This window comes from Lonsdalea quercina subsp. quercina (assembly GCF_000688695.1).
GTDB lineage: Bacteria > Pseudomonadota > Gammaproteobacteria > Enterobacterales > Enterobacteriaceae > Lonsdalea > Lonsdalea quercina_D.
Genome location: NZ_JIBQ01000013.1, coordinates 24,449 through 45,624 on the forward strand (window position 1 = coordinate 24,449; position 21,176 = coordinate 45,624).

Sequence of the window (21,176 nt, forward strand, 5' to 3'; positions counted from 1 at the left end):
GACAAAAAACGCATTTTAATGATCTGCCTAACAAAAGCAAACGGTTGCGCACTTCATCTTTCTGCTTGACCGTGGAGGGGGATCTGGGGGACGTGATCGCAGTCGGCGTTTAGGCGTTGGTGTAGCGTGCGCTTTCCGGCAGCCAGCGTTCTATCAGGGCTTGCGCGTGTTCGGGATAGCGTTCATGGATATGGCGGGCCAGGCGCTGGACCTGTGGGATCAGCGCCTGGTCTCGCAGAAGGTCGGCGACTTTGAATTCGGCGCTGCCGGTTTGACGGGTACCGAGCAGCTCACCCGGTCCGCGGATCTCGAGATCGCGTTGAGCAATCACAAAGCCATCGTTGCTATCCCGTAAAACCTGCAGCCGCTTCTGCGCGGTTTTACTGAGCGGTGATTTGTACAACAGCACGCAGTGGGAAGCGACCGAACCGCGGCCGACGCGTCCGCGCAGCTGGTGCAGCTGCGCCAGACCGAGCCGTTCCGGGTTTTCGATAATCATCAGGCTGGCGTTGGGGACGTCGACCCCGACTTCAATCACGGNGGTAGCGACGAGCAGCTGAATTTGGCCTGCCTTGAACGCCTCCATCACCTGTTGTTTTTCCTGCGCCTTCATTCGTCCGTGCACCAGTCCGATCGTGAGCGCCGGCAGCGCTTCGCGCAGTTCCTGACAGGTAGCTTCCGCCGCCTGCGCCTCCAGAAGGTCCGACTCTTCAATTAGGGTGCACACCCAGTAAGCCTGACGCCCTTCCTGCTGACAGGCATTGTCGACACGCTGGATGATATCGCTACGGCGGGTGTCGGGGATGGCGACGGGAGTGACGGGCGTTCTGCCCGGCGGTAGTTCGTCGATGACGGACGTTTCCAGGTCGGCGTACGCGGTCATTGCCAGCGTACGCGGGATCGGCGTCGCGGTCATGATCAGCTGGNGGGGGTGAAATCCTTGCTGCTCGCCTTTTTCCCACAGGGCGAGCCGCTGATGTACGCCGAACCGGTGCTGTTCATCGATAATAACTAGCGCCAGACCGTTAAACTGGACCTGCTGCTGGAAAATGGCGTGAGTACCGACCACCATGCCGACATCGCCATTGGCGATCGCTTCCTGCTGGGCCTGACGCGCTTTGCCTTTTTGCTTTCCGGCCAGCCATCCGACGTTGATGCCGAGTGGCGCAAACCATTGACGGAAGTTGTGCGCATGTTGTTCCGCCAACAGTTCCGTCGGCGCCATGAGGGCCACCTGCTTGCCGTGAGCAATGGCGCGCAATGCGGCCAAAGCCGCCACCAGCGTTTTGCCGGATCCGACGTCGCCCTGAACCAGCCGCATCATGGGATAAGGGTGATTCAAATCCTGTTCGATTTCGGCCACGACGCGCTCCTGCGCCCGAGTCGGCGAAAACGGAAGGGCGGCCAGCAACTGTTGTTTCAGCGCATCGCGGGGAGGCAACGCCAGCGCGAGGTGGCGCTGGGCGCCGGCACGTGCAGCCAGCATGCTCAGGTTATGGGCCAACAGCTCTTCCATGATCAACCGTTGCTGAGCCGGATGTTTACCCTGCTCCAGTTCGCTCAATTGCATGTCGGGCGGTGGCCGATGAAGCGTATGCAGCGCTTCCGTCAGGCTAATCATCGTGTGATTGAGCTCCTGCGGCAGCAGTTCATCAATCGGATGGCGGTCCAGCAGTTTCAGCGCCTGGTCGGTCAGCTTGCGCAGCGTAGCCTGACGAATACCGTCGGTGGTGGGATAGACCGGCGTCAGCGTTTCCTGCAGTGCCACGTCGCTTTCTTCGCCCTGAACCCGATACTCCGGGTGGATAATTTCAGCCCCCAGCTTGCCGCGGCGGATTTCGCCATAGGCGATGACCCGCTGGCCCGGCGACAGGCTGTTTTTCATGGCGGCGTTGAAGTTGAAAAATCGCAGCGTGAGCATGCCACTGCCATCGCTGATCTGGCAGGTCAGCATACGACGGCGGCCGAAGGTGACGTCACAGCGCAAAATTTCACCCTCTACGGTTGCGTAGATGCCCGGAAGAAGGTCGTTGATGGGATAAAGCTGAGTGCGGTCTTCGTAGCGCAGCGGTAGATGAAATAGCAGGTCTTCCACCGTTTCCAGACCGATGCGGGCCAATTTATTCGCCTGACTGGGCCCGACGCCGACAAGCGTGTTCAGCGGTTGGGTATTCAGCAGGCGCCCGCGCATTATTGTTCCGTGGACTGCATGGCGGCCCACCACGGGGTGTCGGCGACCACCTGACCCTGCTGGTCTATGCGTGGGCGTGGAAGTCCTTTACGTTTCGCTACGCGGGCGAGAACGGGGTAACCGCCTTCGAACAACAGCTGCTGTTGCTCTTCATCGTCCAACGGGCTGGTGTCACGATGATACATCCCGGCCATCTGACGCTGGCGCTGCGCTTCGTAAAGAATCAATGCGGAGGCGACGGAGACATTGAGGGACTGAACCATACCGGTCATTGGAATGATGATGTCCTGGTCCGCTAAAGCCAGCGCTTCGGCGGAGATGCCGCTTTTTTCCTGTCCGAGAAGAATGCAGGTAGGACGGGTATAGTCGATGTCGCGAAAATCAACAGCGTTGTCAGAAAGATGGGTGGCAAGCACCTGCATGTCCTGCGCCTTCAGGTGCCCGACGGCGTCCTTAATCGTGGCGTGCGTTTTGACTTTTACCCAGCTATTGCTGCCAGCGGCGGTCGACACCAGCGTTCGCATATGGCCGGTCGGCCATATGGCGTGAACCTGATGAACGCCTACGGCATCCGCCGTCCGAATAACGGCGGAAACATTGTGAGGCTTATGGACCTGCTCCATACACACCGTCAGGTCGGGCTGGCGGTGATTCAGCATCTCTCTGATGCGCGCATAGCGTTCTGGAGTCATAACAGATTAGTTTCGGTTACGGTTAACTTTGATCACATCCGGCATCACGCGGATCTTGCGCATAATATTCGCGAGATGGACACGGTCGCGTGCTGTCAGGCGTATGAAGGCACTGTATACCCTGCCGTCTTTTTCTTCCGTATTGATGCTCTGGATATTGGCATTGGCGGTGTTAATGGCTGCGGTCAGGTTGGCCAGTACGCCCTGATGGTTGAGCATGTCCACCTTGATTTCCGTCAGGAACTCCTGCTCAGTGACCTTATCCCACTCGACCGCCATGAATTTTTCGGGTTCTTTCTGGTAACCGCGGATATTGCGGCAGGATTCATGGTGGATAACCAGACCTTTACCTGGGCTGACGTGCGCAATGATCGGGTCGCCCGGAATGGGACGGCAGCATTTGGCGAATGTCACCAACACGCCGTCGGCACCTTTTATCGGGAGCTTGCGGATGCCGGAGCTGTTCAGTCCGGTATCTTCTTCCAGCAGATTTCTGGCCACCACGATGCTCATCGCATTGCCAAGGCCGATTTCCGCCAGCAGATCGTCCAGCGAGGAGAGCTTCATTCGGTCCAGCTCACGCTGAATGTTGGGAGAAGGAACTTCCGATAGCTTACGTCCGTGGCCTAGCGCATGGTTCAGCAGGCGGCGCCCTAAGCTGACGGAATCGTCACGCTTCAGGTTCTTCAGCATCTGACGGATTCGGGCTCGGGCTTTGGAACTGACGACAAAGTTCAGCCAGGCGGCGTTTGGCCGTGCGCCCGGCGCCGTAATGATCTCAACCGTCTGACCGCTTTTCAGCGCTTGAGACAGCGGATACGGCTGACGGTCGACACGTGCGCCCACGCAGGCGTGGCCAATGTCGGTATGCACCGCATAGGCGAAGTCCACCGGCGTGGCGCCGGAAGGCAGTTCGACAATGCGGCCTTCTGGCGTGAAGACGTACATTTCGTCCGGAAACAAATCCGACTTCACGCTTTCGATAAATTCAAATGAACTGCCTGCGCTTTGCTGCAGTTCCATCAGGCTCTGCATCCAGCGGCGCGCGCGGACCTGTGCGGTCGTGCTGCTTTCGCCTTCTTTATAAGCCCAGTGTGCGGCTACGCCCATCTCGGCCATTTGATCCATATCTTCCGTACGGATCTGCACTTCGACCGGGACGCCGTGCGGGCCAATCAACGAGGTATGCAAAGATTGATAGCCGTTGGCTTTCGGGATGGCGATATAGTCTTTAACGCGACCGGGGCGCGGTTTGTACAGGCCGTGTACCTGGCCCAGCACGCGATAGCAGGTATCCAAATCGCTGACGATCACCCGAAAGGCGTAAATATCCATAATGGAGTGAAAACGCTGTTCTTTCAGGTGCATCTTGCAGTAGATGGAGTAGAGGTGTTTTTCCCGGCCGCCGACGCGACAGGGGATACCCGCTTCCAGCAAACGTCCTTCGATTTCAGACAGGATCTTCTGAATCATCTCCTTACGGTTGCCGCGCGCGGCTTTCACCACTTCTTTGATGACGCGGTAACGGTTCGGATAGAGCGCTTCAAACCCCAGCTCTTCCAGTTCGGTTTTCAGATGATGAATACCAAGCCGATGGGCCAACGGGCTGTAGATTTCCAATGTTTCCCGGGCAATGCGTCGGCGTTTATCCGGCCTTAGCGCTCCCAGCGTCCGCATGTTGTGGGTACGGTCGGCAAGTTTGATCAGAATGACGCGGATGTCTTGCACCATCGCCATGATCATTTTGCGAAAATTTTCCGCCTGAGCTTCTTTCTTGTCGCGAAACTTAAGCTTATCCAGCTTGGAGACGCCTTCCACCAGCTCGGCAACGCTTTTGCCGAACAGCTGTTCCATATCCTGGTAGGTGGCGGGCGTGTCTTCGATCACGTCATGCAGTAGCGCCGCCATTAGCGTTTCATAGTCGAGACGCATCTCGGCCAAAATGCAGGCCACGGCTACTGGATGGGTGATGTAAGGCTCGCCGCTGGAGCGAGTCTGCCCCTCGTGAGCATCACGTGCGACAAGGTAAGCCTGCCGGAGACGTTTTATCTGGTCTTCGGGCAGGTAATTCTGAATCAGCAGATTAAGGCTTTCAAACAGATACAAGGGCGACTCGTGGTGTTATTAGCGGCGACCTTCAGCGATTGCGGTGACCGCCTGAATTTCTGCGGCTTCCTGCTCCTGCTGCTCCTGACGTTCACGGGCGTCGAGAATTTGCGAAGTGATCAGTCCTTCTTCGATCTCACGCAGTGCGATAACCGTGTACTTGTCGTTTTCTTCAGGAACCAGAGCATCTTTGCCCCCAACCTGGATCTGACGGGCGCGACGGGCAGCGACCAACACCAGGTCAAAACGGTTACCAATTTTTTCTACAGCGTCTTGAACAGTTACGCGTGCCATAATGAGGTACTCCACAGGGAAATAAAAAAAGACTGGGCATGATACTGAATGTGCCGTCAGTCTGCCAATAGTTTGGTGATTAAACCGTCATGCCGCACTTTCTGGCGGGATAAACGCAGACGTTCGGCGCGAATGATGGTTTTCAAATCCTGCAGCGCCAGATCAAAGTCGTCGTTGACGAGAAGATAATCGTATTCAGCATAGTGGCTCATTTCGGCAATCGCCTGCGCCATGCGTCGATTAATCACTTCCTCGCTGTCCTGACCACGGCCGCGCAGGCGACGTTCAAGCTCTTCTTTCGAGGGCGGCAGGATGAAAATACTCCGTGCGGAGGGCATCCGCTCGCGAATTTGCTTGGCGCCCTGCCAGTCTATGTCCAGAAATACATCCACGCCGGTAGACAGCACTTGCTCAATGGCGGTACGAGACGTTCCGTAATAATTACCGAAAACCTCGGCATACTCCAGAAACTCGTCGTTCCCAATCATGCGCTTGAACTCGTCAACCGGCACGAAATAGTAGTGCTCGCCGTGATTTTCTCCCGGCCGTTTATCGCGAGTGGTATGAGAAATGGAAACCTGTGTGTCATACAGCGGCTGCGTTTTCAACAGCGCAGTAATCAAACTGGATTTTCCGGCACCGCTCGGTGCGGAAACAATATATAACGTGCCTTGAGCCATAGTGAATGTATCTGATTCAGTAGTTAGAATTGATGCAGCGGAACGCGCAGTTCCCCGCATTATACATGCCGCGCCGCCGTCAGTCGCGCAGCGTAAGTATTGAACCCGTCTTGTTTGACAAATTGGCTTATCTTTTTACCGCGATCAAACGCTTTTCTCTTCCTTGCATATTCCTTGTGTAATGTGCCGCAATTTTTCATCTCCTTCCTGTAACGACGCAAATTGTCTGCGAAACGGCTCGCAACTGTAATTTCTGGCGCTGGGTTTGCTGTCGGACTCCGTGCTTTACTGCCGTTGCGCTGAACGGAAGCTGGGGGAAATGATGCAATATGGATATTGGCTGGGCGTAGCGGCGATGTTGTGGACGGAACTGGCTCTGGCTGCCGACGCTTGTCCGGAATGGGCTCCCCCGCGGGCCCGTCAGGAAATTCAGCAACTAGGGCAGCAGTTGGCGCAATGGGATAAGGCATATCATGAAGAGGGCAAAAGCCCGGTTCCCGATGATGCGTACGACCAGATGCGCACGATGTTGGCAAGCTGGCAGCGCTGTTTTCCAACGCAGGAGGCCGTGTTTGAGGTGCGTTTGCCCAGTCAGGGAAAAAAGCGTCACCCGGTGGCGCAGACCGGCCTTAGAAAACTTTCCGACGACGGCGATCTGCAGCATTGGATCGCGGCCCGGCGCCATCTTTGGGTTCAACCCAAGGTGGACGGTGTGGCTGTGACGCTGGTTTATCTGCAAGGCCGCCTGATCTCTGCCGTCAGCAGAGGCAATGGGCGGCAAGGGGAAGATTGGACGGAGAAGGTTCGTCAGATAGCGGCCATCCCTCAGCAACTTAGGCTCATGCGGGGCGATAACACTGGAACACCAGAGCGTGTCGTTCTGCAGGGCGAGCTGTTTCTTCCGGTGGAAAATCATCGTCAGAATAAGCTCGGCGGCCTCAACGCCCGGGCGCTGGTCGCAGGAGAAATGCGGCGCAAACAACCTTCCCCACGGTTGGCGAATATCGGGGTTTTTATCTGGGCGTGGCCCAACGGACCCCGTAGCATGACGCAGCGACTGGCGGCGTTGCGTGAAATGGGGTTTGCGCTGACAGAGCGCTATTCCGAACCTATCACCTCGCTGGCAGAGGCTCGACGCTGGCGTGAGCACTGGTATCAATCCCCAATGCCGTTTGTCACCGATGGTGTGGTGATCCGCCAGGAAGACGAGCCTGCAGGCCGCTACTGGCAGTCAGGAGCGTCTGAATGGTCGATAGCCTGGAAATATCCGCCGATTCACCGCGTCGCGGAGGTCAAGGGCGTTGAATTTCCGGTGGGTCGAACCGGAAAAATAGGGGCCGTTTTGGCGCTGGACACGGTGACGCTGGATGATAAGCAGGTCAGCAGAGTGAATGTTGGCTCTGTGGCACGTTGGCGGCGGTGGGATGTCATGCCTGGAGATCGCGTGACCGTGAGTCTCGCAGGGCGAGGCATACCCCGGCTCGATGGCGTCGTGTGGCGCAGCGTGGAGCGTTTGACGGTGGACGCGCCTGACACAGCGCAGTTCGACGAGTTTTCCTGCTTCCGATGGAGCAAAGCGTGTCAGCCGCAATTTCTGGCGCGGTTGGTCTGGTTAAGCAGCGATGCGGGGCTGGCGATACAGGGATTACGCGAAGGCATGTGGAAACGATTGATACAGGCGCATCAGCTGAAGGACTTGATTGGCTGGCTGGCTCTGGAACGACACCAGATCAGCACCGCGGCGTCTGTCGGTGAAACGCGCGCGGGGCTGCTGTACCAACAATTTCAGTCGACGCGGCAGCTGCCGTTATCGCGTTGGCTTCTGGCCTTGGGGATGCCGTTGCCGCAGTCAGCTCATGGCGCGCTGTCGGGGCACTCTTTTTCTCAGCTTCAGCAACGCAGTATCCCTGAATGGCAGCAGTTACCCGGCGTCGGTTATCGGCGGGCGCGCAAGATAAGTCAGTTTTTACATCATCCAGAGGTACAAGCGATGATGCGGCAGATCGAGTCGTACGGTATTAAATAGCGGAAAAATTCAATATTTCAGAAATACTCCGATGGCAGTAATGAAAAAGCCAGTGTGATAACGAATAAATAATTTTATTAAAAGGGAATACTGCTGACGAAAGTTCAGAGAATTATTTCTCGTTATATATAAATCAAGCCCACAGGGTTTGTTCACGCATAAAAACTAATGAATTAGACGACTATTTTAAAGAATCGATAAATTGATCTAATCAGTTCACCAGCCAGACTGACAGTTGAGTGGTCAGATACGACTATCAGTAGGTCGAGCGCTTGTACTGCATCGAAATTATTACCTTTATATCTTAAAGATAATGAACTCCGAGGGGGGCTCCGGTGTCTGTTTACAGACGTGAGCCTCTGGAGCAGATTAATAAGAATGAAAGTGTCGATGCCTTTTTCCCAACCCAAAGTTTCCTGGATACTAGCTTTTTATATAGGCTTATTCCTGAATTTATCCGTTTATTACCGCCGTTTTGATTCTCTGGCTATTTTCGACCTCAAGCATGCCACGCATTTTCTTTCTGCCGTGGCTGAACTGCTGGCTTGCATTCTGTTTACTTTTTTNCTGATGCGGCTTATTTCTCTGGGCGGAAAAAAATGCTTTCGTATTCTGGCATCGTTACTGACATTAATTTCAGTAGCCGCCAGCTATTACATGACCTTTTTTAATGTCGTTATCGGCTACGGCATCATCGCTTCCGTGATGACGACAGATATCGATCTCTCGCGCGAGGTGATCGGCGTCAATTTCGTGCTGTGGATGATACTCGTCAGCCTGCCGCCGCTGGCGATCATCTGGACAAGCCGTCTGCAACATACGTTACTGGATCAGTTGAAAACGCCAGGTAGACGTCTGCGAGCCGCGCTGGGTTTGGCGGTCATCGTTGCGCTGGTCTGGCTGCCTATGGATTACATGGGCAAGGTCAATGCTGACGCGGAGAAAGCCTCCAATCAGGATTTACCTAGCTATGGCGGCGTGGTGGCTCACTCGTATCTGCCCTCTAACTGGTTGTCTGCCTTGGGATTGTTCGCTTACGCCCATTACGATGAAAATCAGGACGCGTCTTCCCTGTTTGATCCGAGCACACATTTTACCTATCAGGCTCCCAGCGATATCGATGATACCTACGTCGTATTTATCATCGGCGAGACGACGCGGTGGGATCATCTGGGACTGTTAGGCTACTCGCGGGACACGACACCTCAGTTGGGGAAAGAGAAAAACTTGCTAGCGTTTCGCGGCCGCTCTTGCGATACCGCGACCAAACTCTCCATGCGCTGTATGTTCGTTCGTGAAGGCGGGACGGAAGATAATCCCCAGCGGACCCTAAAAGAGCACAATATTTTCTCCGTGATGAAAGGATTGGGGTTCTCGTCGGAGCTGTTCGCCATGCAAAGCGAAGTCTGGTTCTACAACAACATCCGGGCTGATAACTACTCTATCCGTGAAATGATTGCCTCTGAAAAACGCAACGATGGAAAATCCGTTGATGACATGCTGTTAGTGGATGAGATGAAAGCCTCGTTGGCACGCTATACCAAAGGCAAACACTTGATCGTCCTGCACACCAAAGGGTCGCACTACCAGTATTCGATGCGTTACCCGCGTAGCTTCGCCCGCTATCAGCCGGAGTGCATGAGCGTAGATGCCTCCTGTACCCGGGAACAGCTCATCAACTCTTTCGATAACAGCATTCTTTACACGGATGCATTTATCGAACAGGTCATCGATCAGATGAGGGATAAGAAAGCGTTGGTGTTCTATTCCTCCGATCATGGCGAATCCATCGATGAGAACTCGCACCTGCACGGCACCCCGCGTAATGTCGCGCCGCCGGAGCAGTTCCGTTCGCCGATAATGATGTGGGCGTCCGACAAATTTCTGGCTGAGCCAGAACATCAGCAGGCTTTCGCTAATCTGAAGGCCAGAAAGGATGCCGGTGAAATCCTGCGCCATGAGGAGATCTTCGACTCGGTGTTGGGATGTCTGGGGTATACCTCGCCTAATGGCGGCATCAATCAAAGCAACAACTGGTGTTCGAAGCCGATTCATTGATTAAAATCAATAAGATGCGGTCTCTATCTGTTCTTGGAAATTGCGTTGTATGCTTTGTCGCCAACTCCAAGGCCGTCTGTTAAAAAGGGATTGACGCGTTATCAGGGGCGCAGTAATATGCGCCCCGCATTCGGTGAGTGGCGCAGCCTGGTAGCGCACTTCGTTCGGGACGAAGGGGTCGGAGGTTCGAATCCTCTCTCACCGACCAAATTCAAAGAAGACAATACCCGGTTGTCTTCATCAAGAAACCCGCTTACTACAGCGGGTTTTTTTGTTTTCATCTCTTCTGAGCACAGATTTTTCCTGTCTCATTTCGGCGTCCCCGTCCATTTCAGTGCAATACCGCCACAGACTCAGGGCGGCAATAGGCAACCGCAGCGATTTCTGCCAAGATGCTGGCCGCTTTCTTTAATCGAGTATGTCCCCCTTTTTATGAGCCAAATAAAAGACGCGCTGGAAAACCGCCAAACGGGAATTTATTTTTTGACTATGGTCGCGGCGGCGGTCATGGCTGTCTGCAGGCCGACAGTGTCGGGCGTGGTGGTGGTTCTCAATCCGGCCCTGGCGTTCATGTTGTTCGTTACGTTTTTATCGCTGCCGCTGGGGGAGATGCTTAACGCCTTTCGCCACGCGCGTTTCCTGTTGGCCCTGTTTATCGCCAATTTTGTCGCGATACCTGCGCTGGTGGCGTTGTTGCTGACGCTATTCCCGCTCCCGTCGGTGGTGGCGTATGGCGTCGCAATGGTGTTGTTGTGTCCCTGCATCGACTACGTCGTGACGTTTTGTCAGCAGGGACAGGCGGACTCCCGTTTGCTGCTTGCCGCGACGCCGCTGTTGCTACTTTTGCAAATGCTGCTGTTGCCGCTTTATTTAAGCCTGTTATTCGATACGGCGCAGTCCATCAACATCGAGCCTTTCCTGCATGCTTTTATCACCATGATTGCGGTCCCGCTGCTGTTGGCGTTGATCTTTCAACGCTGGAGTAAGACGACATCTGCAGGGCAGGTTATGACGAATTGGCTTGGCTGTCTTCCCGTGCCGGCGACGGCGTTGGTGCTGGCGGTGATCACAGCGTTTGTCGTACCGCAGCTAGCCCAGTCGCGAAGCACCGCACTGACGGTTTTGCCTGTATACCTTTTATTTTCGGCGCTCGCGCCTCTGGCGGGCTGGGGCGTTGCGCGGCTTTTTAAGCTGAATGCGGCGGCGGGAAGGGGCGTCATGTTTAGCGCTGGGACGCGAAATTCGCTGGTGATTTTGCCGCTGGCGCTGGCGGTTCCTGGGGCGTTACCGCTGATGCCTGTCGTGGTGGTGACGCAGACGCTGGTCGAGCTGATTGCCGAACTGATTTACGTTCGTTGTGCCCCGCGTCTGCGCTTTCACGCAGGCAAGTGAGCCGTTATTTGCCCAGCGCCTGAGCGCAAGCCCAAGCCGAGCTCCAGGCCCACTGGAAGTTGTAACCGCCGAGCCAGCCGGTGACGTCCACGACTTCGCCGATAAAGTACAGTCCAGGGACCTTGCTGGCTTCCAGCGTCTTTGATGAAAGCTCGTGGGTATCGACTCCGCCCAGCGTCACTTCTGCCGTGCGGTAGCCTTCGGTGCCGTTAGGCTGTACCCGCCATTGTTGTAAGGTGTTCTCTACCTGAGTTTGCTGTGGTTTTTGCAGCTGTTTAAGCGTGACATCTGGCAACTGTCCCAGCGCCTGAAGACACTCGACCAGACGCTTGGGCAACCACTGCGCCAGCGTATTTTTCAGACTCTGATTGGGATGGACGAGGCGTTCTGCATCAAGCAGTGCGGCCAGATCCTGGTCGGGCAGCAGATTGATGGTGACAAATTCACCCGGCTGCCAGTAGCTGGAAAGCTGAAGTACCGCCGGGCCGGACAGGCCGCGGTGGGTGAATAGGATATTCTCGCGGAAGGTCACGCCGTTTTCCGCTTCGATCAGAGACGGCACTGAGACGCCGGATAGCGTCTGCAGCTGTTCCAGCAGTGGTTTGTGCAGGGTGAAGGGCACCAGCGCCGCGCGGGTGGGCAGTACGTTGATGGAAAACTGCTGGGCAAGCTGATAACCAAAAGGCGTGGCGCCGAGTCTGGGCATCGACAGGCCGCCGGTGGCGATAACCAGCTCCGGGCTTTGAATCGCACCGTTGTTCAACCGCAGGGTAAATACATCGCTCTTTTCCACTTCCAGCACTTCGCTGCGCAAACGGAGCGTGACCTGGCCCTGTTCACACTCTTTCAGCAGCATATCCGTGATTTGCTGGGCGGAGTCGTCGCAGAACAATTGCCCGAGGGTCTTTTCGTGATAGGCGATGCCGTGGCGGTTAACCAGTTCGATAAAGTCCCACTGGGTATAGCGCGCCAGTGCGGACTTGCAGAAGTGCGGGTTTTGCGACAGGTAAGCGCCAGGCTCTGCGTAAAGGTTGGTGAAATTGCAGCGCCCGCCGCCGGACATCAAAATCTTGCGGCCGGGTTTTTTACCATTGTCCACCAGCAGTACCCGCAGGCCTTTCTGTCCTGCCTGCGCCGCGCAGAAAAGACCTGCCGCGCCGGCGCCAATCACAACCACATCATACTGTTCCACGTGTTTTGCTCCCCCGCAATTCGTCAGGTTTCGGCCTGCGGCCGAATTGCCGTTCAGGGCGGCAGATTGTAGTGCTCGTCCTGTGATCTGACCAGTGTTACAAATTGCAGAATTTCGTAATAAGGCCCAATTGACTGATTTTTATCGAATAAATTATTAGCCAATGGATGATTGGATTAAAATAAGTCAAAATAATGTCAGATTTTCCTTTTCCCAAGCCCCGCTTGTCGCCGATAATGCGCCGCGTTGATGACCACGATATGGCCTAACGCTTATGCTACATTTATTTGCCGGAATTGATTTCCACACCGGTCTGATGTTGATTTTGGCTTTGCTGTTTGTATTGTTTTACGAAGCCATTAACGGCTTTCACGATACTGCCAATGCTGTTGCTACCGTTATTTATACTCGTGCCATGCGCGCCCAGCTCGCTGTGGTGATGGCGGGAATATTTAACTTCCTTGGGGTCCTTCTGGGCGGATTAAGCGTGGCTTACGCCATCGTCCACCTGCTGCCTACCGATCTGTTGCTGAACGTCAGCTCTGCTCACGGTCTGGCTATGGTCTTTTCCATGCTGTTGGCTGCGATCATCTGGAATCTGGGTACCTGGTACTTTGGGTTGCCCGCGTCCAGTTCCCATACCCTGATCGGCTCTATTATCGGTATCGGCTTGACCAACGCACTGCTGACGAATACGTCAGTCGTGGATGCGCTCAATATTCCGAAGATGGTCAGTATTTTTCTGTCGCTGATCCTGTCTCCGATTGTGGGCATGATCATCGCCGGGGTCATGGTGTTCCTGCTGCGTCGCTACTGGAGCAACACCAAGAAAAGAAAACGGGTTCACCTCACGCCAGCAGAGCGTGAGAAACAGGATGGCAAGCGTAAACCGCCGTTCTGGACGCGTACTGCCTTGATCCTGTCCGCCGTCGGCGTCAGCTTCTCTCACGGCGCCAACGATGGTCAGAAAGGTATCGGCCTGATTATGCTGGTACTGATTGGCGTCGCGCCCGCAGGTTTCGTGCTGAACATGAATGCGTCGGGTTATGACATCAGTCGAACTCGCGATGCGATAGTCAATCTGCAGGGTTACTACCATTCTCACGGCGAAGCGCTGGAGCATGTGGTTGATTTGTCCCCACCGATGCTGCCCGCGCCGGAAAAAACCATTCCTGTCGAGGGTAAACCGGACTTCCATTGCGATAGCTCGCGGGTCATGCTGGCCATCGATCACTCTTTAGGCCTGCTGAACAACCTGAAAGACTACAGCGAGTTGTCCAGCGATGACCGTGGTCAGGTTCGCCGTCTGCTGATGTGTATTTCCGACACCATGGACCGCATCATCAAGCTGCCGGAAACGAACAGCGAAGACAAACGTCTGCTGACCAATCTGCGTACCGATTTGTTGCATACCGTAGAGTATGCGCCGCTGTGGATTATCGTCGCCGTGGCGTTGGCTCTGTCTCTCGGAACCATGGTGGGGTGGAAACGTGTTGCCGTCACTATCGGTGAGAAGATCGGTAAGAAAGGGATGACCTATGCTCAGGGCGTCTCGGCTCAGGTTACGGCCGCGCTCTCGATTGGGGNCGCCAGCTATACCGGTATGCCGGTGTCCACTACGCATGTGCTCTCCTCCGCGGTAGCGGGGACGATGATCGTAGATGGCGGCGGCGTGCAGAGCAAAACGGTGAAAAGCATCCTGCTGGCCTGGATCTTTACGCTGCCGGTATCGCTGATACTGTCCGGCGTGTTGTACTGGTTGACGCTGAAGCTGATTTAAGGCCGCGCGACGACAGCAATACGTACGATAAAAAGGCGACTTGAGGTCGCCTTTTTTATGGGCGTCGTTCGAGAAAATCTCGTTCGCCGTGACCTTGAATCGGTCGCGTCTTTAGTGCCAGACGAGCATGGCGATAAGGCTGACCACGACTAATCCGCACAGCGCGGAAGTCAGCAGGAACTGTCCACGTACACGTTCACAGCGACGGATGAACTCGGGGTCGTGATGATCCAGATAGCGCTGGCTGTAAATGTAGCGAACGAGTCTTAGTTGCTTGCTGGGTTGTCCGTGAGCGGTGAAGAAACCGCGTCCGTCCACGTACTGGTACAGCAGAGGATCGCAGTCTCGCAATACCAGCAGCAGCACTCGCAAAGAAGAGTAGTAACGCGCCATATTGATGACGCAAATGATGCATAAGGCCCAGAAAAGCGCAAACGTGCTAATAACCATGCTCCCCTCCCGCTTAGCTATCCGGCAGATGTTTGTACGTCACGAATCTCCGTCGTTTACACCTGTGGATAGTCATCCCAAATATCATGTATGCGATGTTTCCGTGCGGCTCGATCGTGGCGTATCAAGGCGCGGTCTGCGGATAATGTCCACTGCTGGCGGTATTCTTCTTCTCCGCGCGGAGTCAACGACGCGGGATTATTTTCATTGTAGAAGACCGTTTCATTTTTTTACTATAACGCCGTTAATGTCTCTTAGACATGCTAATGTGATGAAAAATTGGCAGGATCCCCCGGTCATCCCCGCCAGTCCTGTTAGCCTTATCGCGTGCGATCTTTAGCTATACTTATGCGTTCACGCGATTTTTCGTCGGCGATGCGGCTTATCGGCGTACACTGACGTTAACTTCAAAATAGGGAGGCGTGGTGATGGGTTTCGTGACTACAGCTAACCGCCACTCTACGGCGTTGTGATCTGCTGAACATCTCCCTTTCGATGGCGAGTGTTATGATGCAGATCGCCAGTAAGTATCAGTTTGGCAGGAGAAAACTCTGCTGACCCATTCATTAGTCTTTATGGAAGGAGCTTATTATGGCTTATAAACACATTCTTATTGCCGTCGATCTGTCGCCGGAAAGCAAAATGCTGGTCGACAAAGCTGTCTCAATGGCCAAGCCGTATAACGCCAAGGTTTCCCTGATTCATGTCGACGTTAACTACTCCGATCTCTACACCGGACTGATTGATGTCAACCTCGGCGATATGCAGCAGCGTATCTCTGAAGAGACGCAAAATGCCTTGAAAGACCTGTCGCAAAACGCGGGATATCCGATTGCGGAAACGCTGAGCGGGAGCGGCGATCTGGGCCAGGTGCTGTTGGATGCCATTCATAAGTACGATGTCGATTTGGTCATGTGCGGACACCATCAGGACTTCTGGAGCAAGCTGATGTCCTCGGCCCGTCAGCTGATCAACACCATCCATGTCGACATGCTGATTGTTCCGTTGCAGGATGACGAAGAAGTTTAACGTGGGATCACCCGCCGCTTCAGTATCAGGGTGGCGGGTGCGTAACATCATTACTGCGACGTGCCGCCTGATGTCTGTCCTAAACTCTGCGCTTTTCGCTCTGGCGCTCATCTTTTTCTCTCCCTTCTGTCGATGGCGGGCTTAACGCTGTTACGTGGTACTCGAGGCTTTAGGCGGAACCGTTTCATCAATTATTACCCCATCACGTATCGACGGCTAAAACGCGGCGACCCGCTCGCGCAGCAGGGCATGCCATTTCCGGTGGGATCTTCAGGCCGCCAATCAAACTCCCGACTTACTTACTTGAGCGTGAAATAGCGTTGATCGAAATTAAGTGATGCAAAGGAAATTCGTCTGGGAGAGAGGGTGACTGCCGGGACTTATCCAATGGGTTATCTTCGAAATAAACATGTGTTAATTCGGATGGGGGGAAAAATAAGAAAAGCGGAGCGCGCGCCCGTTATTTCATTCGCCGTGGCGTTCGTTGAGCCGGCTTATTTTCTTTATTGTCGTGGCATAACATGATCGACGTCACATTTTTAAAAAGCAGTCTACAGCAACTTCGCGACTGATTCGGGAAAGCACGTCCTTGTTCTATATTCACTGGCATCGCTGCATAAAGGCGCGTTAGCATACAAATTATTATTCCGACACCGGTACGAATTATGACAATCAAACTTATTGCGATCGATATGGACGGCACGCTGCTTAACCCACAAAACGTCGTCTCTCCGGCGGTAAAAGCGGCGATCGTCGCCGCACGGGATAAAGGCGTGCACGTCGTTCTCGCGACCGGAAGGCCTTATATTGGCGTGAAGCGTTATCTGGAAGAGTTGGGTTTATATCAGGACGATCATTTCTGCATTACCAACAATGGCGCGCTGGTTCAGAAAGCCGCCAGCGCTGAGTGCGTTGCGGAAACTACGCTGAATTTTGATGATTATCTCTATTGCGAAAAGCTGGCGCGCGATCTGAACGTTCATTTCCACGCGTTGGATTTTAATTATGTCTATACCGCCAATAAGGACATCGGCCGTTATACGGTGCATGAGGCTTTTCTCACCGGTATGCCTCTGCGATACAGGTCCGTTGAAGAGATGGATCGTAGCCTGCATTTTCCCAAGCTCATGATGATCGATGAACCTGCGTTGTTGGATGAGGCCATTAAAAAGGTGCCGGCTGAGGTGTTCGAACGCTACACCATAATGAAAAGTGCTGATTTTTATCTGGAAATTCTGGATAAACGCGTGAATAAGGGCACGGGCGTCAAGATGCTGGCGGAACACCTGAACCTTGAGCGCGATGAAATCATGGCGTTGGGCGACCAGGAAAATGATTTAGCGATGCTGGATTATGCGGGGCTTGGCGTGGCAATGGGTAATGCAATTGAAAAGGTGAAAGCAGCCAGTCAGTTCGTCACCAAAACCAATCAGGAAGACGGTGTGGCTTATGCCATCGAGAAGTTTGTCTTGAAGGGATAATGCGAGACGGCTTNGTTTCGTCACGCCCCCGGTTTATCCGGCTGAGACGGATAAACCGGGCATGAAGCTCAGCTGCGAGATTATTTATAGAAATTTGCTGTTCCGTGCAACACCTGGTCGCCGGTGGTTTTGGTGATGGTGTAAGCCTTCGCACCGGCTTTATCAGCTTTGGCTGAGAATTTTTGCTGAAGGGTCGTTAAGTCTTTGCCGGTATCCGAGGTTTCGCCAATCTTTTCCATATTTTGCGCCTGTAGCACGCTGATATATTGGGCCGCATACGAGCCAAAAGAGAGGGTGGAAAGTACAGCAGCTGCAACGATAATTTTAACGCTTTTCATAGTCTTATACCTTCTATATCGATAACGAAAAGAAATGGCGCGTTGTTCTGTAGCAAAACGACCGCCTTGTTGGTACGACGATAAACCGTCATCAGTTGCGACTATATTCCTCCTGTTTTAACGAGAAGAAAGTCAGGTACTGTAAATAACGAATTGTTTTATCTATTTAATTTTTATTTTCCGCATAGATTTTTATTATAGGTTAATAATCGATACACCTTGTGGATTTTTACGATGAATGAAGAATTTCAATTAACGTCGGGCTCCGTTTCCCATCAGCTGACGAACGTCAATATTTGGACATGCGATGGTCAATGGGTGCTGTATGACGTCAGACCAACAGGTTCTTCATTTACCGGCCGTCGGGTCGAGCGCGTGAACATTCATACCCGACAGACGGAGGTTGTCTATGAGGCGAGAGAAAATGCGTGTGTCGGTGTGATCACCGGCAGCCCCGTGTTACCCCAACGCTATGTCTTTATCCACGGTCCGGAGCATCCGGATGACGATTGGCACTATGATTTCCACCATCGTCGCGGCGTCATCGTCGCCGACGACAAACGTGATCAGGTCGTTACGCTGGATGCTTTGTCGATCACGCCTCCCTATGTCGCTGGCGCGCTGCGCGGCGGGACACATGTCCACGTCTTCAGCCCTGATGGAACGCGTTTGAGCTTCACCTACAACGATCACGTCCTGCACGAACGGGATCCGTCCCTCGACCTGCGCAACGTCGGGGTGGGCGTGCCGCTGCGCCCGGTCATCGTGTCGAAACATCACCCAAGAGAATATGACGGCAGCCATTACTGTGTTCTGGTCAGTCGCACCACGCCACATCCTCGCCCCGGCAGTGATGAAATTAATCGGGCCTATGAGGAGGGCTGGATCGGTGAAAGGGGGTATCTCCGGCCGGAAGGCTGTCGCCAGCGATGGGCGTTGGCATTTATCGGCGATACGGTATCGACGACAGGGGAACGGGTGCCGGAGGTCTTCATCGTCGATCTGCCGGAAGCACTTGAAGCCTATGCGCAGCCAGGATCTGAACCGCTTGCCGGGACCGCCGACACGCTGCCTTCGCCTCCGGCGGGCGTCATTCAACGACGTTTGACATTTAGCGGAGACAGACGATATCCCGGCGTGGTGAATCAGCCGCGTCATTGGTTGAGATCCTCCCCGGATGGCAGCCAAATTGCGTTTTTGATGCGGGATGATGACGGTATTGTTCAGCTGTGGACGGTGTCGCCGAATGGCGGAGCTCCTCATCAGGTGACGTATGGGCCTGATTCCATACAATCGGCCTTTACCTGGCACCCCAGCGGGCAATATCTGACTTTTGTCTGTGATAACAGCATTATGGTGTGTGGCCTTTCGACGGGGCGTTTATTCCGGCAGACGCCGCGAAGCGCGGAGCCCCTGTCAGGGGACGCCGTCGTCTTTTCTCCCAGCGGCGAAGAGATTGCGTATTTGCGGGAAGTGGATGGCGTGAATCAGATTTTCAAGGTCAGAGTACAGCTTGAGGATGCGGGCTGAACGGAGCGCGCAGCCCCGAAAGCGGCAGCCGACCTGAGCGTTGTCGCCGAACTTGCGACTCAGCGTCGCGTCTGACTGGCAATCGCGGGCGTAGCAGGAGCCGTGCTGAAAGGCGCGTCGCCCTCACTGTCGCTGACTCTGTCGTGCAGTGATTTATCAGATTGATCATCGGAATGATAATAGTCATAGGGCAGCAGCAGCGTGTCCAGCGCGGCAGAGAAGGGGATATCAATCGCGACCAGGGGCATCATCGCCCAGCTGGTGTGGTCGTCTTCCAGCATGTCGATGCCCGCTCGGGTACCCGAGTAATAGCCCTGGTCGCCTCCCGTTCGTGTCATCACACTGGAGCATCCGCTTAGGGCAATGACGATGCCAACGGCCAGAACGAAAGCAGATAAGACACTTTTCAATATGGTCATAACGTTATCCACAGGGAGACCGCTCCGCAAATTCTCTTGAGCCTGCATACCCACAAATTGTTCCCGCGTTTGTGCTGTTATCGAAGTGCACAGATGTTGTATTGATTTTGGCAAATTGTGCCTTGTTCAGTGTAGGCGATAACCGTTTCATCCGTGAGATCTCATTGGGTTTATTTCCACGCTTCCCGGCGAAAATATTTATCGCCCCTCTTGAAAAAAAACGCGTGGCCGCCATATGAATAACAGAGCCGTAGAGAGACGTATGCCGACAGGGTATTTCTTTCCGGCAAGAGGCCTGTCCTGATGGAAGGCCGTCGTAAACACCTCGCTGAAGCTTAGGAGGCTATAATGCGTAACCCCGATTTTTCTCCGCTGTACCGTTCCGCTATCGGTTTTGATCGTCTGTTAAATTTGCTGGAAGCTGGCCAAAGCCAGGGTAACGGCGGTTATCCCCCCTACAACGTCGAGCTTGTCGACGAAAATCAGTACCGCATCGCGATTGCCGTTGCCGGCTTTGCTGAAGACGAACTGGATATCACCGCGCACGATAACATGCTGATCGTGAAAGGCGCACACGGCGGCGAGGCTGCCTCTGCACCTCGCAATTACCTCTATCAGGGTATCGCCGAACGTAACTTCGAGCGCAAGTTCCAGCTGGCCGAGCACATTCAGATTAAAGGCGCGCACCTGGAAAACGGGCTGTTATATATCGATCTGGAACGCATCATCCCTGAGACATTGAAACCGCGTCGTATCGAAATTAAGTAATAAACGGGTTAACCGTTGTTGGCACCGGCGAGAGAGGATTAGCGTCTCGCCGTGACATGTGGCGCCTGCCGAATGGGGGCGCGCCGGAATGTTTGACACTCCGGGTGAATTTCTCGCTTCAAAGAAGGAGTCATGACTATGCGTAACTATGATTTATCCCCGCTGCTGCGTCAGTGGATCGGCTTCGATAAATTGGCTAGCTCTATGGGCAGTCAGGAAACGGCGGAGTTTCCTCCTTACAACATCGAAAAACAGGACGATGATCGCTACCGTATTACGCTGGCGCTGGCTGGATTCCGTCAGGAGGATCTGGCTATTGAAATCGAAGGGCCGCGCCTGACGATCAAAGGTTCGCCTGTTCCGGCGGACAAGACTGTGAAGTACGTCCATCAGGGGCTCGTGTTTAAACCGTTCACCCTAAGCTTCACGCTGGCTGAACACATTCGCGTGGCGGAGGCGAAATTCGAACACGGATTGCTGCACATCGATCTCGTCCGCGAAGTGCCCAAAGAGCTGCAGCCGCAGCGTATCGCCATCGGCACGTCGCGCGCCGGGCAGCTGGATAAACCCTCAGAAGAGGTGATTGACGCTTAACCTCCGCGTCTAAAATCGTTGATGACCGCCCATGGCTTTTCGCCGTGGGCGGTTTTTTTTGCATCAGGTTTGTTGGTTGGCCAGTGAGGAGGAAATGCGGCAATGATTGTCGGGAACGGCGCTTTTTTTCGCGAATATATCCCATGTTTTATGTGC

18 protein-coding genes and 1 tRNA gene are annotated in these 21,176 nt (G+C 54.2%); 10 read left to right on the plus strand and 9 right to left on the minus strand.

Going from position 1 to position 21,176, the window contains the following annotated elements:
- Nucleotides 1-109: 109 nt before the first annotated feature.
- The 5 genes from recG to gmk are packed head-to-tail and all read right to left on the minus strand — an operon-like array spanning nt 110 to nt 5,963.
- The gene (recG, locus tag SB13_RS13195) at nt 110-2,191 is read right to left on the minus strand and encodes an ATP-dependent DNA helicase RecG (protein ID WP_026740805.1); all 2,082 of its coding nucleotides are present in this window, start codon (nt 2,189-2,191) and stop codon (nt 110-112) included.
- Nucleotides 2,191-2,883: a tRNA (guanosine(18)-2'-O)-methyltransferase TrmH gene (trmH, locus tag SB13_RS13200; protein ID WP_026740806.1), complete on the minus strand. Its 693-nt coding sequence runs from the start codon at nt 2,881-2,883 to the stop codon at nt 2,191-2,193. Before trmH ends, recG begins: the two co-directional genes overlap by 1 nt.
- Nucleotides 2,884-2,889: 6 nt before the next feature.
- The gene (spoT, locus tag SB13_RS13205; protein WP_026740807.1) at nt 2,890-4,989 is read right to left on the minus strand and encodes a bifunctional GTP diphosphokinase/guanosine-3',5'-bis pyrophosphate 3'-pyrophosphohydrolase; all 2,100 of its coding nucleotides are present in this window, start codon (nt 4,987-4,989) and stop codon (nt 2,890-2,892) included.
- Nucleotides 4,990-5,007: 18 nt separating this feature from the next.
- The gene (gene rpoZ, locus SB13_RS13210; RefSeq protein WP_026740808.1) at nt 5,008-5,283 is read right to left on the minus strand and encodes a DNA-directed RNA polymerase subunit omega; all 276 of its coding nucleotides are present in this window, start codon (nt 5,281-5,283) and stop codon (nt 5,008-5,010) included.
- Between the two features lie 56 nt (nt 5,284-5,339).
- The gene (gmk, locus tag SB13_RS13215; protein ID WP_026740809.1) at nt 5,340-5,963 is read right to left on the minus strand and encodes a guanylate kinase; all 624 of its coding nucleotides are present in this window, start codon (nt 5,961-5,963) and stop codon (nt 5,340-5,342) included.
- A gap of 322 nt (nt 5,964-6,285) precedes the next feature.
- Between gmk and ligB the strand changes: the two genes are divergently transcribed.
- The 4 genes from ligB to SB13_RS13235 all read left to right on the plus strand — a co-directional run bounded on the left by ligB (nt 6,286) and on the right by SB13_RS13235 (nt 11,439).
- Nucleotides 6,286-7,989 (plus strand): NAD-dependent DNA ligase LigB, encoded by a 1,704-nt coding sequence (ligB, locus tag SB13_RS13220; protein WP_051619113.1) that lies wholly within the window; start codon nt 6,286-6,288, stop codon nt 7,987-7,989.
- A gap of 378 nt (nt 7,990-8,367) precedes the next feature.
- Nucleotides 8,368-10,047: a kdo(2)-lipid A phosphoethanolamine 7''-transferase gene (gene eptB, locus SB13_RS13225; protein ID WP_026740811.1), complete on the plus strand. Its 1,680-nt coding sequence runs from the start codon at nt 8,368-8,370 to the stop codon at nt 10,045-10,047.
- Nucleotides 10,048-10,178: 131 nt separating this feature from the next.
- A tRNA-Pro gene (locus tag SB13_RS13230) sits at nt 10,179-10,255 on the plus strand.
- 224 nt (nt 10,256-10,479) lie between these two features.
- A complete protein-coding gene (locus SB13_RS13235; protein WP_026740812.1) occupies nt 10,480-11,439 on the plus strand; it encodes an arsenic resistance protein in 960 nt (319 codons plus the stop codon).
- A 4-nt stretch (nt 11,440-11,443) separates the two neighbouring features.
- On the opposite strand, the gene SB13_RS13240 is transcribed toward SB13_RS13235, so the two are convergent.
- Nucleotides 11,444-12,631: a BaiN/RdsA family NAD(P)/FAD-dependent oxidoreductase gene (locus SB13_RS13240; protein ID WP_026740813.1), complete on the minus strand. Its 1,188-nt coding sequence runs from the start codon at nt 12,629-12,631 to the stop codon at nt 11,444-11,446.
- A gap of 274 nt (nt 12,632-12,905) precedes the next feature.
- Between SB13_RS13240 and pitA the strand changes: the two genes are divergently transcribed.
- Complete coding sequence (pitA, locus tag SB13_RS13245; RefSeq protein ID WP_026740814.1) at nt 12,906-14,411, plus strand: inorganic phosphate transporter PitA; 1,506 nt, start codon at nt 12,906-12,908, stop codon at nt 14,409-14,411.
- Between the two features lie 111 nt (nt 14,412-14,522).
- Here pitA and uspB read toward each other — a convergent pair whose 3' ends face one another.
- Entirely contained in the window at nt 14,523-14,861 is a 339-nt protein-coding gene (gene uspB / locus SB13_RS13250; protein WP_026740815.1) for a universal stress protein UspB, read from the minus strand.
- 591 nt (nt 14,862-15,452) lie between these two features.
- On the opposite strand from uspB, the gene uspA reads away from it, so the two are divergent.
- Together uspA and yidA are read left to right on the plus strand one after the other, a co-directional pair.
- Nucleotides 15,453-15,890: a universal stress protein UspA gene (gene uspA / locus SB13_RS13255; RefSeq protein WP_026740816.1), complete on the plus strand. Its 438-nt coding sequence runs from the start codon at nt 15,453-15,455 to the stop codon at nt 15,888-15,890.
- 665 nt (nt 15,891-16,555) lie between these two features.
- A complete protein-coding gene (yidA, locus tag SB13_RS13260; protein WP_026740817.1) occupies nt 16,556-17,371 on the plus strand; it encodes a sugar-phosphatase in 816 nt (271 codons plus the stop codon).
- Nucleotides 17,372-17,451: 80 nt separating this feature from the next.
- Here the strand turns inward: yidA and bhsA are convergent, their stop codons facing one another.
- Nucleotides 17,452-17,709, minus strand: coding sequence for a multiple stress resistance protein BhsA (gene bhsA / locus SB13_RS13265; RefSeq protein WP_026740818.1), 258 nt, complete (start codon nt 17,707-17,709; stop codon nt 17,452-17,454).
- Between the two features lie 234 nt (nt 17,710-17,943).
- Here bhsA and SB13_RS13270 point away from each other — a divergent pair, with 234 nt between their 5' ends.
- Nucleotides 17,944-19,239: a DUF3748 domain-containing protein gene (locus SB13_RS13270; RefSeq protein WP_026740819.1), complete on the plus strand. Its 1,296-nt coding sequence runs from the start codon at nt 17,944-17,946 to the stop codon at nt 19,237-19,239.
- A gap of 59 nt (nt 19,240-19,298) precedes the next feature.
- Here SB13_RS13270 and SB13_RS13275 read toward each other — a convergent pair whose 3' ends face one another.
- A complete protein-coding gene (locus SB13_RS13275) occupies nt 19,299-19,658 on the minus strand; it encodes a YceK/YidQ family lipoprotein (protein ID WP_026740820.1) in 360 nt (119 codons plus the stop codon).
- Nucleotides 19,659-20,006: 348 nt separating this feature from the next.
- Between SB13_RS13275 and ibpA the strand changes: the two genes are divergently transcribed.
- Both ibpA and ibpB read left to right on the plus strand, forming a co-directional pair.
- Entirely contained in the window at nt 20,007-20,426 is a 420-nt protein-coding gene (ibpA, locus tag SB13_RS13280) for a small heat shock chaperone IbpA (protein ID WP_026740821.1), read from the plus strand.
- 138 nt (nt 20,427-20,564) lie between these two features.
- On the plus strand, nt 20,565-21,020 hold the full coding sequence (gene ibpB / locus SB13_RS13285) for a small heat shock chaperone IbpB (RefSeq protein WP_026740822.1): 456 nt from the start codon (nt 20,565-20,567) through the stop codon (nt 21,018-21,020).
- Nucleotides 21,021-21,176 lie beyond the last annotated feature (156 nt).

Bases quoted from the DNA above. Each gene is read 5' to 3' on its own strand.
- rpoZ (WP_026740808.1), bottom strand. From the start codon at position 5,283: ATGGCACGCGTAACTGTTCAAGACGCTGTAGAAAAAATTGGTAACCGT.
- ligB (WP_051619113.1), top strand. From the start codon at position 6,286: ATGCAATATGGATATTGGCTGGGCGTAGCGGCGATGTTGTGGACGGAA.
- uspB (WP_026740815.1), bottom strand. From the start codon at position 14,861: ATGGTTATTAGCACGTTTGCGCTTTTCTGGGCCTTATGCATCATTTGC.
- bhsA (WP_026740818.1), bottom strand. From the start codon at position 17,709: ATGAAAAGCGTTAAAATTATCGTTGCAGCTGCTGTACTTTCCACCCTC.
- trmH (WP_026740806.1), bottom strand. From the start codon at position 2,883: ATGACTCCAGAACGCTATGCGCGCATCAGAGAGATGCTGAATCACCGC.
- SB13_RS13235 (WP_026740812.1), top strand. From the start codon at position 10,480: ATGAGCCAAATAAAAGACGCGCTGGAAAACCGCCAAACGGGAATTTAT.
- uspA (WP_026740816.1), top strand. From the start codon at position 15,453: ATGGCTTATAAACACATTCTTATTGCCGTCGATCTGTCGCCGGAAAGC.
- ibpB (WP_026740822.1), top strand. From the start codon at position 20,565: ATGCGTAACTATGATTTATCCCCGCTGCTGCGTCAGTGGATCGGCTTC.
- yidA (WP_026740817.1), top strand. From the start codon at position 16,556: ATGACAATCAAACTTATTGCGATCGATATGGACGGCACGCTGCTTAAC.
- ibpA (WP_026740821.1), top strand. From the start codon at position 20,007: ATGCGTAACCCCGATTTTTCTCCGCTGTACCGTTCCGCTATCGGTTTT.
- SB13_RS13270 (WP_026740819.1), top strand. From the start codon at position 17,944: ATGAATGAAGAATTTCAATTAACGTCGGGCTCCGTTTCCCATCAGCTG.
- gmk (WP_026740809.1), bottom strand. From the start codon at position 5,963: ATGGCTCAAGGCACGTTATATATTGTTTCCGCACCGAGCGGTGCCGGA.
- SB13_RS13275 (WP_026740820.1), bottom strand. From the start codon at position 19,658: ATGACCATATTGAAAAGTGTCTTATCTGCTTTCGTTCTGGCCGTTGGC.